Genomic DNA, 16,035 nt, shown 5'->3' with positions numbered 1-16,035 from the left:
GATGAAAGTTAACGAAGAAAGAAGAAAATATTTTGAGTCGAGAGCAAGTAGCTGGATCAAATACCGTAAAAGACGATCTTATTACTGGGACTCGATAACACGTTATTGCAATTACTATATACAAGAGGATAGTTCGGTCCTTGAAATTGGATGTGGTTCGGGTGAATTATTGGCAGCTATTAATGGCAAAAATAAAACCGGTATTGATTTTTGCGAGCCTATTCTTAAGCAAGCCAAAGAACAGTTCCCTGATATTAACTTCCAATTGATGGAAGCTGAAAACATCAATCTGGAAGAAAAATTCGATGTCGTTATTCTGTCAAACCTAATTGGTGTAATTGACGATATTGAGCATGTTTTTAATGAGCTTAAAAAGGTGTGTCACGAAAAAACACGTATCATCGTCACCTATTACAACCGACTATGGGAACCCATTATCCGCTTTGCCGAATGGATAAAAATTAAGAAACGCACACCCGAGCAAAACTGGTTATCAACTGGCGACATTGCCAACTTACTATATCTGGCAGGGTTCGATGCATACAAAAAGAACCGAAGCATGCTTATGCCCTATCGCATACCTGTCTTTTCATGGCTTCTCAATCGATTTGTTTCTCGCTTGCCATTTTTTCAGTTATTCGGGCTCAATCAGTTTGTTTTTGCACGACCATTTCCGCCGCGTTTATCGCAAGATGAGGTAGACTCCCGATACTCTGTGTCTGTGGTTGTGCCGGCGCGCAATGAGAGTGGTAATATTGAAGCTGCCATTGAGCGCACACCACAAATGGGCAAATTCACCGAACTGATTTTTGTAGAAGGAAACTCTACGGATGATACCTGGGAGACCATACAACGACTAGCTGAAAAATACAAAGACAGCCATCGCATTAAAATTATGCAGCAAGACGGGAAAGGAAAAGGCGATGCCGTGCGTAAAGGATATGCTGCTGCCGAAGGCGATATTTTAATGATTCTGGATGCCGATCTGACGGTTCCGCCAGAAGATTTACCAAAATTCTACAATGCTATTACACGTGGGAAAGGTGAATTTATCAATGGCGTACGCTTAGTTTATCCAATGGAGAAAAATGCCATGCGCACACTCAACTCCATCGGCAATCATTTTTTCTCAAAGCTATTTAGCTGGATATTAGAACGTCCGATAAAAGACACGCTATGTGGCACTAAGGTTATGTTTAAACGTGACTACCTTAAACTGGCAGAAAATCGATCTTTTTTTGGTGATTTCGATCCATTTGGCGACTTTGATTTGCTATTTGGTGCTTACAAGCTAAATCTCAAAATAGTAGATTTGCCCATCAGGTACCGCGAAAGAAAATATGGTGATACAAATATTTCACGTTTTAGCCATGGTTTTATTCTGCTTCGTATGTCGGCATTTGCTGCTGCAAAAATTAAGTTTTGGTAGATAAATAGACAATGACTTGCTTGAGCGGCTATTTTTTCCAAATTTTACAGCCTTATAGTACGGTTTAGCTAATTGCTATTCCAAACTTGTATTAAACAAACACATGAAACGACCATGTAAATTTGAGTATCCAAATTTTCAAACAGGAGGATGATAAAATTTACTTGAGAGTTCCATATGGCAAATGAAAGCAAATTATAATCATATGAAAACAGCCATTTTCCCTGGATCGTTTGATCCATTTACTGTTGGGCACGAGGATGTAGTACGAAGAGGATTAAGCTTATTCGATAAAATAATAATTGCTGTTGGATACAATTCAAATAAAAGCGATTTTTTCCCACTGGAAGATCGTATGCAATGGATACGCGATGTATTTGTCGATGACGAACGTGTAAGTGTAGAAAAATACGAAGGCTTAACCGTTGAATTTGCTAAAGAAGTTGGCTGTACCCATATTTTAAGAGGCATTAGAACATCTGCCGACTTTGAATACGAACGTGCTATTGCACAGGTAAATAAAGCAATGAGTGGTTTCGATTCGGTATTTTTATTAACCACTCCAGAACACACACCAGTTAACAGTTCCATTGTTCGCGACATTGTTAAGCATGGTGGCGATGCAGGTCAGTTTTTGCCAGAGTCAATCAAAATCAATATCCAAAAGTATATGTAAATGCGATTAAGCTTACTTGCATTACTGTTTATTTGTCATACTGGCTTTCTGTTTGCTCAACAAATGCAATGGGTAACAGTCAAAGGTCAGGCACCTGATTATGCGGGCTATACTTTGGTGATGGAAAAAGTGATGAACCCCATTACTTTGGAAACAACTGGTCTAATGGCTATTGATGTTGACAAAAATGGTGCTTACGAACAAAGCGTTGAGATTTCAGGCATCACATATGCAAGCATAGACATGGGTAAATATCGTGGCTATATTTATCTTGAACCAGGTCAAACATACAATTTAGCATTACCGCCATTTCAACCACGTAGCGATGCCGATAGGTTTAACCCATACTTCATACCTGAAGAAATTGAATTGGGCATAATCAATAAAGAAGCTCAAGGTTTAAATCAAAGCATTACCAATTTTGATATTGACTTAAATAAGGCCTACAATACTAATGCAGTAAATATCTTCTCAAGAGGAAATGTCACTAAGGCACAGGAAATCATCGCTGAACTGGATAGTGCATACAACATTGAACATCCGTATTTTGAGCAATACAAACAGTATGCCTATGGCGAGCTATTAACATTAGCATACAAAAGAAATAAGCGCAAAGCGATGTATTTTGCCATGAACAGTGATTCATTAGATATGTTCATGCCATCGTTTCAGCAATCCTTCAATACCTTATTTAAAAGCTTTTTTACATCTTACTTTACATCTTCCAAAGGTGATGATTTAAGAGATGCTTATACAAAAGCAGCCAGTTTTGATAGTTTAAGAACGGTCTTTAAGAAAGATACGCTTTTTGCTCAAACCGAGCTTGCCGAAGTTATCTTACTTAAAGGACTTTATGACGCATTTTATTCGGGTCGATACGACCAGGAACGGATTATTGACTTATATGCACAAGCGCAGGAGCAAGGCAGCACCTTGGTTATCAAAGACATTGCTAAAAGTTTATACAAGCGTGTTACATGGCTACGAACAGGAACTGCGGCACCACAATTTACTTTATACAGACTCGATGGCAAAGAGCGCTCTTTGAGTGATTACCATGGTAAGTTTGTGTACCTGAATTTTATGCACACCAGCAATCATACATGCAAGCAAGAGCTACAGTTATTAAACGTTTTATCAAAGCAATTACGACGTGAATTAACTTTTGTAACGGTGATTATGGATGAGGATCCAACAGCTGCCCAAAAGTTAATTAAGGATAACAAGTACAAATGGGATTTCTTGCATTATGCAGCCATGCCTAAGGTAGCTCTCGATTACCGCATCAAAGCATTACCGGTATACTTTGTGATTGACCCAACACAAAAACTATTAGTTTCACCTTCGCCTTCGCCGGGTGAGAACTTTCTACCAATATTCCAGGAAGAACAACGTAAGTTTAACTACGAACAACTGCGTAAGAAAAAGCCAAAACAGAAAAGTATTTACGATTTTTAATAAAGTTCGATAAGTTGCTTAGCAAAGGTTCTCTAACACTTTGCTAACCCAAAACATTCCTTATCTTATGATTACGTGAATGATGGCTGAGCTTATTTCTTAACCCGACCAGGGTTTTTACTCATAAATTCTTTCCAGCTTTTTGAACCACCAGAAATGTTGACTCGCTGATTCTGAAGAAAATGACAATAAGCTGCTGCCAAGCCATCTGTTGCATCCAGATACTTGGGCAACTCACTAATCTTTAAAAGGTTTTGAAGTAACATGGCCACTTGTTCTTTGGATGCACGGCCATTACCTGTTATGGCTTGTTTAATGCGCAGTGGTGCATACTCAAAAATGGGAATCGAACGCGTTAAAGCAGCAGCCATAGCAACACCTTGTGCACGTCCAAGTTTCAACATTGATTGTACATTTTTGCCATAGAAGGGCGCTTCAATAGCAAGTTCATCAGGATGGTAAGATTCAACCAACTGTACAACGCGTTCAAATATCTTTTGCAGCTTCAGGTAATGATCGCCATACTTATGTAGTTCGAGCACGCCCATGGTTACCAAGTCGGCTTTATTACCAATGCAACGGATAATACCATAACCCATCACGGTTGTTCCCGGGTCAATACCCAATATAATGCGCTCTTTAGCCAAGTTGAACCTCGTTTAAAATAGAGCTAAAGGTTAAGCACTTATCGCCAAACTTTCCTTTGACATTATTCACCAATACCGCATTGTACTTGTTGATGGTATCCAAATCAGCAGGATTGCTAACTTGCATCTGGCACGAGAAGTTAGTATTTCCTTCTTCAACCACTGCCATAACTTCATACAATTCAACACGGATGTCTTTCACCAAATCTTTCATGGTAGGTATGTAGTTGCGGTTCATCCATTGTTTCCAATCATCAACAATAGAATCAGCAATCATAAATGTAGTGTTGAATATATACATGGTCATTCGCTTAAATAATAAAAGGGCAGAAGTTACGATAATAACTTCTGCCTTCTGCCTTTAATCTTCAGTCTATTTTATAATATCGAATCCACAGTAAGGAACCAGCACCGCTGGCACTTTAATCCCTTCATCAGTTTGATTATTCTCAAGAATAGCTGCTACAATACGTGGTAATGCCAAAGCACTACCGTTTAATGTATGTGCCAGCTGAGCTTTTTTCTCGCCGTCTTCTTTGTAACGTAGTTTTAATCGGTTAGCCTGATAATTTTCAAAGTTAGAAACCGAACTTACTTCTAACCAACGCTCCTGAGCGGCTGAATACACTTCAAAATCGTAGGTTAATGCTGAAGTAAAACTTAAATCGCCACCACACAAACGAAGCATACGCCATGGTAACTCTAATTTCTCAACCAAAGTTTGAACATGCGCTACCATTTTGTCTAATATCTCATATGAATTATCAGGATGTGCTACTTGCACAATCTCTACCTTATCAAATTGATGCAGGCGATTCAAACCACGCACATGTGAACCCCAGGAACCAGCTTCGCGACGGAAACATGCTGAATAAGCGCAATGCTTAACCGGCATCTCAGAAGCCTTTAAGATTACATCACGAAATATATTCGTTACGGGTACTTCGGCTGTCGGAATCAAATATAGATTATCAGCTGTTGCATGATACATCTGGCCTTCTTTATCTGGCAATTGCCCTGTTCCAAAGCCTGAATCTTCATTAACCAAAAGTGGCGGAATCACTTCATTATAGCCTGCTTTATCAGCTTCATCGAGGAAGAAGTTGATTAACGCACGTTGCAGGCGAGCTCCCTTTCCTTTATAAACTGGGAAACCAGCGCCAGTTATTTTTGTACCTAATTCGAAATCAATTAAATCATACTTTTTTATTAAATCCCAATGAGGTTCTTTGGCCTCAAGCTGTGGCATTGTCCCACCAGCTTTCACTTCCACATTATCCTCTTCGCCTTTACCAGGAGGAACGATTTCATTAGGTATATTTGGCAATGACACCAATTGCTCGTTTAATTGAGCTGTTATTTCATCATGCTTAGCATTTAGCACCTTAATGCTTTCTTTAAGCTCACCGGTACGTTCTTTTGCTTTATTCGCCTCTTCAGCCTTTCCGGACTTAAACAATTGTCCAATCTCCTTCGATAGAGCATTCATCTCTTGCTGGAATGTTTCGGCTTCAACCTGAGTAGCTTTGCGGCCATTATCCAGTTCAATGATTGTTTCGACAATTTGTGAGGCGTCGAAGTTCTTAATTTTTAGTCGCTCTACGACTAATTCTTTATTATCCTGAATGAATTTTAACGTCAACATGATGTCATCTTGTTTGCGAGTAAAAAAAATCTCCTGAAATTATCACGAAAGTAATAAAAACAGGAGATTTAATAATGCTTTCAGTAATCTTATTCAGCAGTAAAAGGTTCTACTGATACATAAGATCTGTTGTCTTTTTTCTTGCGGAAAGCAACAGTACCATTAATTAAAGCGAAAAGAGTGTGGTCTTTACCCATACCAACGTTTTCACCAGGGTGGTGCTGTGTACCTCGTTGTCTAACAAGGATGTTTCCAGCTTTGGCAGCTTGACCGCCATAAATTTTTACGCCAAGTCGTTTACTTTCCGACTCTCTACCGTTCTTCGAACTACCGACGCCTTTCTTATGTGCCATCTTATTCTAATTTTTTTGTATTAACCTACGATTTCTTCAATTTGAATTTGTGTGAAGTATTGACGGTGTCCGTTCTTCTTCTGGTAACCTTTTCTTCTTTTCTTTTTGAATACGATTACTTTATCACCTTTTACGTGTGATAGAACTTTAGCCGTTACTTTTGCACCTTCAACAACAGGAGCGCCAATTTTTACATCTCCTTCGTTGTCTGTTAAAAGTACATTTTCAAATTCAACTGTAGCGCCTTCATCGGCACTCAATCGATGCACAAAGATTTTTCTTTCTTTCTCTACTTTGAATTGCTGTCCAGCAATATCAACAATTGCGTACATGTCACCAAATTTTATGGTTTTATCCAGGAGGTGGGTCTACTCTTTCAAAACCACTTTTTCTACCCCTCAGGATTCAATGGAGTGCAAAAGTATATAAAATTAATATTCAACACAAATAAAAAGGACTTCTGTAAGCTGAAAATTAGTTTTTTATGCACCTCAAAGGTAATGAATCTCTGATTTAAAAAGCCCTATACAATAAATGTTAAAAACTAATTACTATATTTGTTTCAATGCATTAATACACTAATCCTCTTGATTTTTGACACTAATTTATGGTATCAACTTTATCGAGACAATGATCTAACAGCGATTATGAGCAGAAAAAAAATCAAGTTAAACATTCTTGGTTTGTCATATAGCCAAACCCAATCAGGAGCTTATGCTTTAGTTTTGGCCGAAGAAGATGGAGAAAGGCGTATCCCCATTATAATAGGAGGGGTAGAAGCACAGTCAATAGCCATTAAATTAGAAGGATTAGAACCACCTCGCCCATTAACTCACGATTTATTTCTTAACTTCTCCAAATCATTTAATATTGAAATAGAGGAAGTTATCGTTTATAAACTCGAAGAGGGCATTTTTTACTCTGAACTTGTCTGTCAAAGAGATAACGAAAAATTGCACATCGACTCCCGTACCTCAGATGCCGTTGCTTTAGCCTTACGTTTTGGTTGTCCAATTTACACCTATGACGATATCATTGAAAAAGCCGGCATCGTACTAGATTTTGATAAGAAAGAAGAGGGGCATGCAATAACCCCTATTGATAAACCAGAATCTAAAAAGGAAAGCTCAGCAAAGTATCAATCAAAAACGATTGACGAACTAAAGAAGCTACTTGAAGAAGCGATTATGTCTGAAGATTATGAAAAAGCCTCAAAAATAAGAGACGAAATTAATCGTCGAGAAGAATAAATTAACCCATTCAGCTACACCTTACCAACACGTATTAAAGCCTAAACCTTATGAAGAAGTATGTTATAGCACTTGCTTGCCTGCTATTATCAACGGCTCTTTTTGCGCAAAACACAAACCAAATAGTAGAAGTTAACACCGCAGCATCATTTAATTTTATGGGAATAGTCCGAGGCTTATTCGGTATGGGCGTATTAATTGGCATTGCTTGGCTATTTAGCTTAAATCGAAAAGGCATTTCATGGAAAGTTGTAGGAATTGGTTTAGGCATACAGCTCTTGTTAGCAATATCAGTTTTGTATATTCCTTTTGTACAAAGCATTTTTGAGTTCCTTGGAAAGTTATTTACATTGGTATTGGACTTTACTAAAATTGGAACTGAGTTTCTACTTGGCGATTTGCTGGATACTACAACGTTTGGATACATATTTGCCTTTCAAATTTTACCGACCATTATTTTCTTTTCGGCTTTAACGAGCGTGTTGTTTTACCTGGGCGTAATACAAAAGGTGGTATGGGTATTAGCTTGGTTACTAACCAAAGCTCTAAAGCTTTCTGGTGCAGAAAGCTTATCTGTTGCTGGGAATATCTTTTTAGGACAAACAGAAGCGCCCTTAATGATTAAGGCATATCTGCCAAAGATGAATGCTTCAGAAATGTTTTTGGTGATGGTTGGAGGCATGTCAACTGTTGCTGGTGGAGTTTTGGCAGCTTACATTGGTTTTTTAGGTGGTGATGATCCGGTTCAGCGCTTAATGTTTGCGAAGCATTTATTAACGGCATCAGTAATGGCAGCACCTGGTGCCATTGTCATTTCTAAAATATTGGTTCCACAAACTGAGGAGATACGTTCGGAAATTAAGATTTCACTTGATAAAATTGGCAGTAACATACTCGATGCCATGAGTAACGGCACTACCGAGGGCTTAAAATTAGCAGCAAATGTAGGTGCTATGTTATTAGTGTTTTTTGCCTTTATAGCACTTGTTAATTATGGTTTTGATAAAATTGGCGAATGGACAACACTTAATAATTCGATTGCTCAATGGACCAACGGACAATACGAACATTTTAATCTTGAATTTATTCTCGGATATTGCCTTGCTCCACTAATGTGGTTAATAGGAGTACCATCGCAAGACATTACTTTAGTAGGCCAATTGCTTGGAGAGAAAATTATAGCCAGCGAATTTGTGGGTTACACCAGTCTGGCCGAGTTCAAATCAACCGGAGCACTTGCCAGCAGCAAATCTGTAATAATGGCCACTTATATACTATGTGGTTTTGCCAATTTTGCATCCATTGGCATTCAAATTGGAGGCATTGGCGGATTGGCACCTAACAAGCGAGAATTCTTATCTAAATTTGGCTTTAGAGCATTGCTGGCCGGCACACTTGCCTCATTAATGTCAGCCACCATCGTGGGGATGATGATGGGATAAAAAAAGCCCCGGGAATGTCCCAGGGCAAACAAATATCCTTTAACCCGAGTTCAGGTTTTTAGATTAAATACCACGTGCATCAACCTTTACAGGCTTCTGAATAATCAGTTTTAATCCATCTGATGTTGTACATACAGCTACAACATTTAAGGTTTTATTTATCGAACTGCCTTTTGGTAGTTTAATTCGAATCTCACCTTTTTTCGAAGAAATCTTTTTAGCGGGTGATAAGTTCTTATGATAGTACTTACCTTCAATAAGTTTACCTTCGTAAAACTCAACCGATTTAATACTTTTTGTTCCTTCACCGCTTAAAGATAATCCTATAACATAAGTACTTGCTGTACGAATATTATCATTTTTTGTAATCTTAATTGCAGGATCCTGGCGTAGTTTTCCAAGATTAGTGTAACGCTTAAGACCGATTCCCGGCAATCCATTTTTGTATTCGTATTCCGCCGAAATACGTCCTTCACGATCAAATCGTTTACAGGTGCCTGTTAATCGACCATCAACATATGGTTGCTCTTTGTAAACCTTTCCTGTTGAGTGATAAGTTAAGCGAACTCCTTCTTTTTTGTTTTCTGCATAATTGATGGTTTCTAACAACTTACCTGACTTTGAAAAGCGCTTTGAAATACCGTGACGAATAGCAGATTTACTGCCTTCTTGAAATTTCATCGATATCTCCCATTCAACAGGCGAATGAGGGTCATCATTAAAATGACGCTTTTTAATAAAGGTGCCATCCGCATTTTTAGCGTTGGTTTTCACCACTTCTTTTTGAGGTCCGAAAAATTGGCAACTACTTAATGCTATTACCAAAATTGCAACCAATAAATGTAATCGTTTCATAAAAAAAAATAAGGGGGTAGTTTAAATATAAGGATCAAAAAAAGGCTGCCAAGTAATTGACAGCCCTTATTAATAGTATCTTTTTACTATAATAGAGCATCAATTTTTGATGCCAATATAGTTTTTGGAACAGCTCCAACTTGTTTGTCAACTACTTCTCCATTTTTGAAGAATAAAATTGTAGGAATGTTACGAATACCAAACTTCACTGAAGTACCAGGACTACTGTCCACATCCATTTTTGTGATTACGGCTTTATCGCCATATTCTTCTGCCAATTCTTTAACAATAGGCGTAACCATACGACATGGTCCACACCACTCAGCCCAAAAATCAACCAATACTGGCTTGTCTGAATTTAATACTAACTCTTCAAAATTGGCATCAGTAACTTCGATCAACATAGCAAATCTGTTTTACTTTATTATTATAAAAATTTTAACTTCCTAACTTAAAAGTGATTGCGCAAAGTTAAATAAAATAACTACTGCAGGTCCAAAAATACACATTTTTTAATATATAGGAATAGATTAAGAACTGATTCTCATCAAGTCTTACGCAATCGTCATTTCAATATTCTGATGTTCTTCAATATACTTAATAAAATCATCGTTGAGATCAACACGCATGGTTCTTGACAAAAACTGTACCTGATTTTTAGTTTCCGGGTCCTGCACCATGAATTTTAGGGTTACTTTTCCTTCGTTGGTTTGTAATATATTAGCTAACTCAGTAATTAACTCCTGCGAAATAGCATTCAGTGGCACTTTTAAAGTCACTGTATTCACCATTGTATCGCGCAGCTCGCTCAAAAATTTGATGCTGTTAATTTTAAACTCAAGCTCATCCTGATTGTAACGACGTGGTTGTACACGACCTTTAACCATAATAAAATAGCCCATCTCAAGATATGGCAAAAACTCAGTAAAATCATTTCCGAAGAAGGCAAATTCAAATGAGCCAGTATAATCTTCCATAGACATAATGGCATATGGATTTCCTTTTTTAGTAGTACCTCTACGAACATTTACGACACTACCGGCCAATGTCATTTCCCGGCCTTTCATGTTTTCTAAATCGTCCAGTTGCTTCAATCGGTGATGAATAAAATTTTTCATCTCCAGTTTATACTGGTCAAGCGGATGAGCCGATAAGTATATACCGATGTATTCTTTCTCATGATTGAGTTTCTCAATAATAGAATACTCAATACAATTTGGCATATCGGGCGTTTTAATGGCGATATCACCTCCCATGGCACCAAATAATGAGTTTTGCGATGACGCTTTATCGGCCTGATAGCGATTGCCATAGCGAATCAAATGCTCAATAAAATTCATATCATCGTTTTCATGCTTCCCAAAGAATTGGGCACGATGATAGCTACCCATCGTATCAAATGCACCTGAAAAAGCCAGCGCTTCAATATTCTTTTTGTTAACCGTGGTCAAAGGTAGTCGCTCTACAAAGTCATATACAGTTTTAAAGGGCCCATTGCTTTCTCGTTCTTGAATAATGGCTTCTACCGCACCTTCACCAACTCCTTTAATACCAGCCATACCAAAACGAATCGCCCCTTCTTTGTTTACGGTAAACTTACGATACGATTCATTCACATCAGGCCCCAAAACATCCATCCCCATGTTTTTACACTCTTCCATGAAGTTGGTAATCTTGGTAATATCACTCAGATTACGGCTCAGTACTCCCGCCATAAACTCGGCCGGATAATGTGCTTTAAGATAACCTGTTTGATAGGCGATATAGGCATAACACACTGAGTGCGATTTATTAAAGGCATAACTGGCAAAGGCTTCCCAGTCACCCCAAATCTTCTCAATTAAATCCTCGGGTTTCTTAATGGTTGTTTTACCATCCGTACAGGCCTGAACAAACTCATCACTACCAAGACATCCACTTACGAATTTCTCTTTCAGTTTGTTCATCATCTCCATAATCTTCTTACCCATAGCTTTACGCAATGAATCGGAATCACCACGCGTAAAACCACCCAGAGCACGAGATTGTAACATCACCTGCTCCTGATACACGGTAATACCGTAGGTATCTTTCAGGTAAGGTTCCATCATTGGATGATCATAAACAATTTCTTCGCGACCATGCTTACGGGCAATAAAGGATGGAATGTACTCCATCGGTCCTGGACGATACAAAGCATTCATAGCAACCAAATCTTCGAAACGGTTTGGCTGCAATCCTTTCAGGTGCTTTTTCATCCCCGGCGACTCAAACTGGAAGATGGCAGTTGTTTCGCCTCGACTAAATAACTTAAAGGTCTCCTTATCGTCCAGATCAACGTTATTGATATCAACATCAACCCCTTTAGAGAGCTTTATATTACTCAATACTTCTTTAATGATAGATAGTGTTTTCAGCCCCAGAAAATCCATCTTCAACAAACCAATATCTTCTACAAAACGGCCATCGTATTGGGTTGTTAGCAACTCCTCACCTTTTGTTGGCATCACCGGCAAATGCTCGTCAAGCGGATTTTTTCCGATTAGCACACCACAAGCATGAACACCTGTTTGGCGCACTGAACCTTCAAGTGCTTCGGCAAATTTTATAGTTTGAGCAATGAGTGCGTTCGATGATTCTTTTTCTTCCAGAAGTGCTGGTTCCTCCTTATAGGCCTTCTTAAAACTCATCTTGGGTGCTTCGGGTACCATTTTTGCCAAACGGTTAGCTTCAGCCAGTTCTAGTCGCAATACACGCGCCACATCTTTAATGGAACTCTTTGTGGCCATTGTACCAAAAGTACATATATGTGCCACTTTATCTTGCCCATATTTATCAGTTACATAGTCCAATACGGCTTGTCGTCCATCATCATCAAAATCAATATCGACATCGGGCATGGATACACGATCAGGATTTAGAAAACGCTCAAAAAGCAAATCGTACTTGATAGGATCAACATCGGTGATGCCGGCACAGTATGCCACCGCAGCACCCGCTGCCGAACCACGACCAGGCCCTACAATCACACCATTGTCCTTCGCCCAATTGATAAAATCCTGTGTGATTAAGAAATAGCCGGGAAAACCCATTGTTTTAATGGTGTCGAGCTCAAACTCCAAACGCTCAGTTACATGATCTTCCAACTCCTCACCGTATCGTTTATGTGCTCCTAAAAACGTTAAGTGCTTTAGGTAATCTGCCTCCAGTTTAATCTGAATAACCTTTTCGTACCCACCTAAACGCTCAAATGATTTTTCACTAAACTCCTCAATTAATGCCTCTTCGGAGAATTTATTTGTATAAGCCTCATAGGTTCCGAACTCCTCAGGAATATTAAAGGGCGGCATAATAGGGTCTGAGTCGAGCTTAAAATATTCTACTTTCTCGGCAATTTCAGCAGTGTTAGCTAAGGCATCGGGCACATCGGCAAAAAGCTGATTCATCTCGTCAGTGGTTTTAAACCACTCTTGCTTTGTATAGCGCATACGAGTTGGATCATCGTAATCGCGCCCGGTGCTTAAGCAAACTAAAACATCATGTGCCTCGGCATCCTCAGGGTTCATAAAATGTGAATCATTGGTGGCTATTACTTTCACCTCTAATTCGGCTGCCAAACGGCGAATGACCTTATTAACCCTCACCTGGTTTTCATAAACATCGGCCCTTAAACGTGGATCATTATTGCGATGACGCATTAACTCCAGATAGTAATCTTCTCCAAAAACATCCTTAAACCAAACAATGGTTTCTCGTGCCTTTTCGATATTACCGGCCATAATATGCTGAGCCACTTCTCCACCCAAACAAGCACTGCTGACAATAACACCTTCACTATACTTCTCAATTAAATCCTTATCTATTCGAGGCTTATAATACATTCCATCGGTATGAGCAATGGAAGTCATTTTCAGCAAATTCTGATAGCCCTTGTAGTTTTTTGCCAACAAAATAATGTGATGACCACCTGAATCGGTTTTATCATCTTTCCTTAAATGTCCTCGTTTGGCCACATATGCTTCTACGCCAATAATTGGCTTTACATCGGCTTTTGTACAAGCCACATGAAATTCTTTAATTCCAAACATGCTACCATGATCGGTTAAAGCAACGGCCGGCATACCATCTTCTTTGGCTTTGGCAGCAATATCGCCGGTTTTGGCAGCTCCATCTAATATCGAATACTGCGAGTGCACATGCAGATGTACAAATGGCTGTGGTGTTATATTCTTCTTAGCAGCTTCCCATTTCGCCTCCTCTTCTTCGATGGAAACCTCATCAAATGCCGAACTAACCTTAAATGACTCGTACTCTACACCAACGAGCTCAATGGTTTTTGGGTTATTCTCTTTAAATGCCTGAATCTGATTGGCCGACATTTTATGCAAATCAGGACTCAAGCCGTCAACCCTTATTAATTCAAGGAAACAACGAGATGTAGCCTCAACATCGGCTGCGGCATTGTGAGCTTCGGCAAAAGGAACGCCGAATAATTTCAGGTGAAGTTCGGTCAGCGTTGGATTTTTAAGTTGCCCCTTTCTTTTCAGGTCGCAAAACTCCTTACTGCCAGTCATGGTATCCAGCATTGGTGCTGTTACCAATTCCTGTTCATCCATCTCACATCGAAGCAGCTCACACCCAACAATGTTTATATCAAACGTTACATTATGGCCAATTATATACTTTGACTGCTTAACATCTTCAATAAAATCCTTTAAAGCTTCTATTAATGGAATCCCTTTTTCGTGAGCAATTTCTGTAGAGATACCATGAACTGCAACAACATCTTCAGGAATAGTGTAACCATCGGGTGTAATAACATGATTTTTGGCAAACAAGAAATTCCCTTCAATATCATGGCATTGCCAAGCTAACTGAACCATTCTTGGCCAGTTATCAAAGTCAGTTAAAGGTGCTTTCCACTTTTTGGGTAAACCAGTTGTTTCAGTATCAAATATTAAAAACATCTCAGTATCAGAATTTTCTATTATCCAGTTATTGCACAGAGCAGGGTTGGCGAAGTTAACGAATAAAAAGATGAATACATTGAATCATTGCATGTCAAATTACCCTTTTAATTATGAAGGAGATCCTCTCGTGAAAATAGTCGTAACCTTTGTGTTCATGCTACGTTAAGCGCTTATAAATTGTTCAATTTGATGTGAAATTGGGAAATTAATTGAACTTAATTGGGGATCTAATACAAATAAAGATGATGTTGAAAAAAAGGATTGCGGCATGGCTGCCATAGCCATGTACTGGGGTAGTGTATACGCGCAGGAGATTGATTTAAACAGTGAACTGGATGATATTTTTATATGGAGGTATCGGTTGCGTCTAAAAACTCTGTGTCAATTAATGAAACACCAGGTGTAGTAACTGTTATCACAAAGGAGGAGATTCAAAACTCTGGTGCAAGAGATTTAATTGATGTATTGAGTCTTGTTCCTGGCTTTGGCTTTGGCATGGATATGTGAAGTACAACTTTGGGCTCTAACATAACAAAGTGTAATTAATCGCAATTCGTTTGTAATTCATTTAGAAAGAGGTATCTTTGCACCCGCAAAACGAGTTTTTGCAATTGTTTAATTAATTAAAACGTAATACTATGCCTGTAAAAATTAGACTGGCACGTCACGGACGTAAAAGGTATGCTTACTACCACATTGTAGTAGCCGATAGCAGAGCACCACGCGATGGTAAATACATTGAGCGTATTGGGTCATATAACCCAAACACCAATCCTGCTACAATCAACTTAAACTTTGATAAAGCAATTGACTGGTTAGGAAAAGGTGCTCAACCAACTGACACTGCTCGTGCGATTTTATCGTACAAAGGTGTGATGATGAAGAAGCACTTACTAGAAGGTGTTAAAAAAGGTGCTTTTGATGAGGCTGAGGCTGAAAAGCGTTTCAACGCTTGGTTAACTGAAAAAGAAGGTCAGATTCAAGCTAAGAAAGATCAATTAGCAGGTGCTAAAGCAGACGCTACTAAAGAGCGTTTAGATCATGAAGCTAAAATCAACACTGAGAGAGCTGAATCTCTTGCTGCTAAGAAAGCTGAATTGGCTGCTGAAGCTGAAGCCGCTGCCAAAGCTGCTGCTGCTGAAGCTGCAGGTGAGGAAGCTGAAGAAGAAGCTACTGAGGGAACTGAAGAAGCTCCTGAAGCGCCAGCTGCTGAGTAATTCAGTCCGATCTTTTTCAAAAGATATTAAGAAGCCATCCATTATGGGTGGCTTTTTTTATACCATTAATTCTAATCTTAGTTTATTAAGTACACTTAAGACGCTCATTAATAA

15 protein-coding genes are annotated in these 16,035 nt (G+C 38.9%); 7 read left to right on the top strand and 8 right to left on the bottom strand.

What is annotated here, in order from left to right:
- Window position 1: 1 nt before the first annotated feature.
- The 3 genes from JIV24_RS08045 to JIV24_RS08035 all read left to right on the top strand — a co-directional run bounded on the left by JIV24_RS08045 (window position 2) and on the right by JIV24_RS08035 (window position 3,563).
- Window positions 2–1,429 carry a glycosyltransferase gene (locus JIV24_RS08045; RefSeq protein ID WP_200464516.1) on the top strand — a complete coding sequence of 476 codons (1,428 nt, stop codon included), beginning with the start codon at window positions 2–4 and terminating at the stop codon, window positions 1,427–1,429.
- A gap of 205 nt (window positions 1,430–1,634) precedes the next feature.
- On the top strand, window positions 1,635–2,105 hold the full coding sequence (coaD, locus tag JIV24_RS08040; RefSeq protein ID WP_200464515.1) for a pantetheine-phosphate adenylyltransferase: 471 nt from the start codon (window positions 1,635–1,637) through the stop codon (window positions 2,103–2,105).
- Window positions 2,106–3,563 (top strand): TlpA family protein disulfide reductase, encoded by a 1,458-nt coding sequence (locus JIV24_RS08035; protein ID WP_200464514.1) that lies wholly within the window; start codon window positions 2,106–2,108, stop codon window positions 3,561–3,563.
- Window positions 3,564–3,655: 92 nt separating this feature from the next.
- Here the strand turns inward: JIV24_RS08035 and ruvC are convergent, their stop codons facing one another.
- The 5 genes from ruvC to rplU form a co-directional block, all read right to left on the bottom strand.
- On the bottom strand, window positions 3,656–4,210 hold the full coding sequence (gene ruvC / locus JIV24_RS08030; RefSeq protein ID WP_200464513.1) for a crossover junction endodeoxyribonuclease RuvC: 555 nt from the start codon (window positions 4,208–4,210) through the stop codon (window positions 3,656–3,658).
- A complete protein-coding gene (locus tag JIV24_RS08025; RefSeq protein ID WP_200464512.1) occupies window positions 4,203–4,511 on the bottom strand; it encodes a DUF4286 family protein in 309 nt (102 codons plus the stop codon). The genes ruvC and JIV24_RS08025 overlap by 8 nt, the downstream gene beginning before the upstream one ends.
- A gap of 72 nt (window positions 4,512–4,583) precedes the next feature.
- Window positions 4,584–5,855: a serine--tRNA ligase gene (gene serS, locus JIV24_RS08020; protein WP_200464511.1), complete on the bottom strand. Its 1,272-nt coding sequence runs from the start codon at window positions 5,853–5,855 to the stop codon at window positions 4,584–4,586.
- A gap of 89 nt (window positions 5,856–5,944) precedes the next feature.
- Entirely contained in the window at window positions 5,945–6,208 is a 264-nt protein-coding gene (rpmA, locus tag JIV24_RS08015; protein ID WP_200464510.1) for a 50S ribosomal protein L27, read from the bottom strand.
- A gap of 20 nt (window positions 6,209–6,228) precedes the next feature.
- Entirely contained in the window at window positions 6,229–6,540 is a 312-nt protein-coding gene (gene rplU, locus JIV24_RS08010; RefSeq protein WP_200464509.1) for a 50S ribosomal protein L21, read from the bottom strand.
- 315 nt (window positions 6,541–6,855) lie between these two features.
- Between rplU and JIV24_RS08005 the strand changes: the two genes are divergently transcribed.
- Both JIV24_RS08005 and JIV24_RS08000 read left to right on the top strand, forming a co-directional pair.
- A complete protein-coding gene (locus JIV24_RS08005; RefSeq protein ID WP_200464508.1) occupies window positions 6,856–7,458 on the top strand; it encodes a bifunctional nuclease family protein in 603 nt (200 codons plus the stop codon).
- Between the two features lie 50 nt (window positions 7,459–7,508).
- Complete coding sequence (locus JIV24_RS08000; RefSeq protein WP_200464507.1) at window positions 7,509–8,900, top strand: NupC/NupG family nucleoside CNT transporter; 1,392 nt, start codon at window positions 7,509–7,511, stop codon at window positions 8,898–8,900.
- Between the two features lie 63 nt (window positions 8,901–8,963).
- Here the strand turns inward: JIV24_RS08000 and JIV24_RS07995 are convergent, their stop codons facing one another.
- From JIV24_RS07995 to dnaE, 3 genes are all read right to left on the bottom strand, one after another.
- Window positions 8,964–9,755 carry a toxin-antitoxin system YwqK family antitoxin gene (locus JIV24_RS07995; protein ID WP_200464506.1) on the bottom strand — a complete coding sequence of 264 codons (792 nt, stop codon included), beginning with the start codon at window positions 9,753–9,755 and terminating at the stop codon, window positions 8,964–8,966.
- Between the two features lie 86 nt (window positions 9,756–9,841).
- Window positions 9,842–10,159, bottom strand: coding sequence for a thioredoxin (trxA, locus tag JIV24_RS07990; protein WP_200464505.1), 318 nt, complete (start codon window positions 10,157–10,159; stop codon window positions 9,842–9,844).
- 150 nt (window positions 10,160–10,309) lie between these two features.
- Window positions 10,310–14,701 (bottom strand): DNA polymerase III subunit alpha, encoded by a 4,392-nt coding sequence (gene dnaE / locus JIV24_RS07985; RefSeq protein ID WP_200464504.1) that lies wholly within the window; start codon window positions 14,699–14,701, stop codon window positions 10,310–10,312.
- A 351-nt stretch (window positions 14,702–15,052) separates the two neighbouring features.
- On the opposite strand from dnaE, the gene JIV24_RS07980 reads away from it, so the two are divergent.
- A complete protein-coding gene (locus JIV24_RS07980; RefSeq protein WP_200464503.1) occupies window positions 15,053–15,211 on the top strand; it encodes a TonB-dependent receptor plug domain-containing protein in 159 nt (52 codons plus the stop codon).
- Window positions 15,212–15,342: 131 nt separating this feature from the next.
- On the top strand, window positions 15,343–15,921 hold the full coding sequence (locus JIV24_RS07975; RefSeq protein ID WP_200464502.1) for a 30S ribosomal protein S16: 579 nt from the start codon (window positions 15,343–15,345) through the stop codon (window positions 15,919–15,921).
- Window positions 15,922–16,035: the final 114 nt, after the last annotated feature.

Source organism: Carboxylicivirga marina (assembly GCF_016612505.1).
In the GTDB taxonomy this organism is placed as follows: Bacteria; Bacteroidota; Bacteroidia; order Bacteroidales; family Marinilabiliaceae; genus Carboxylicivirga; species Carboxylicivirga marina.
Note: the sequence above shows the minus strand (reverse complement) of the source record. Positions and strands in the feature narration are given on the sequence as shown.

Bases quoted from the DNA above. Each gene is read 5' to 3' on its own strand.
- JIV24_RS08045 (WP_200464516.1), top strand. From the start codon at position 2: ATGAAAGTTAACGAAGAAAGAAGAAAATATTTTGAGTCGAGAGCAAGT.
- coaD (WP_200464515.1), top strand. From the start codon at position 1,635: ATGAAAACAGCCATTTTCCCTGGATCGTTTGATCCATTTACTGTTGGG.
- JIV24_RS08035 (WP_200464514.1), top strand. From the start codon at position 2,106: ATGCGATTAAGCTTACTTGCATTACTGTTTATTTGTCATACTGGCTTT.
- JIV24_RS08025 (WP_200464512.1), bottom strand. From the start codon at position 4,511: ATGTATATATTCAACACTACATTTATGATTGCTGATTCTATTGTTGAT.
- serS (WP_200464511.1), bottom strand. From the start codon at position 5,855: ATGTTGACGTTAAAATTCATTCAGGATAATAAAGAATTAGTCGTAGAG.
- rpmA (WP_200464510.1), bottom strand. From the start codon at position 6,208: ATGGCACATAAGAAAGGCGTCGGTAGTTCGAAGAACGGTAGAGAGTCG.
- rplU (WP_200464509.1), bottom strand. From the start codon at position 6,540: ATGTACGCAATTGTTGATATTGCTGGACAGCAATTCAAAGTAGAGAAA.
- JIV24_RS08005 (WP_200464508.1), top strand. From the start codon at position 6,856: ATGAGCAGAAAAAAAATCAAGTTAAACATTCTTGGTTTGTCATATAGC.
- JIV24_RS08000 (WP_200464507.1), top strand. From the start codon at position 7,509: ATGAAGAAGTATGTTATAGCACTTGCTTGCCTGCTATTATCAACGGCT.
- JIV24_RS07995 (WP_200464506.1), bottom strand. From the start codon at position 9,755: ATGAAACGATTACATTTATTGGTTGCAATTTTGGTAATAGCATTAAGT.
- trxA (WP_200464505.1), bottom strand. From the start codon at position 10,159: ATGTTGATCGAAGTTACTGATGCCAATTTTGAAGAGTTAGTATTAAAT.
- dnaE (WP_200464504.1), bottom strand. From the start codon at position 14,701: ATGTTTTTAATATTTGATACTGAAACAACTGGTTTACCCAAAAAGTGG.
- JIV24_RS07980 (WP_200464503.1), top strand. From the start codon at position 15,053: ATGGAGGTATCGGTTGCGTCTAAAAACTCTGTGTCAATTAATGAAACA.
- JIV24_RS07975 (WP_200464502.1), top strand. From the start codon at position 15,343: ATGCCTGTAAAAATTAGACTGGCACGTCACGGACGTAAAAGGTATGCT.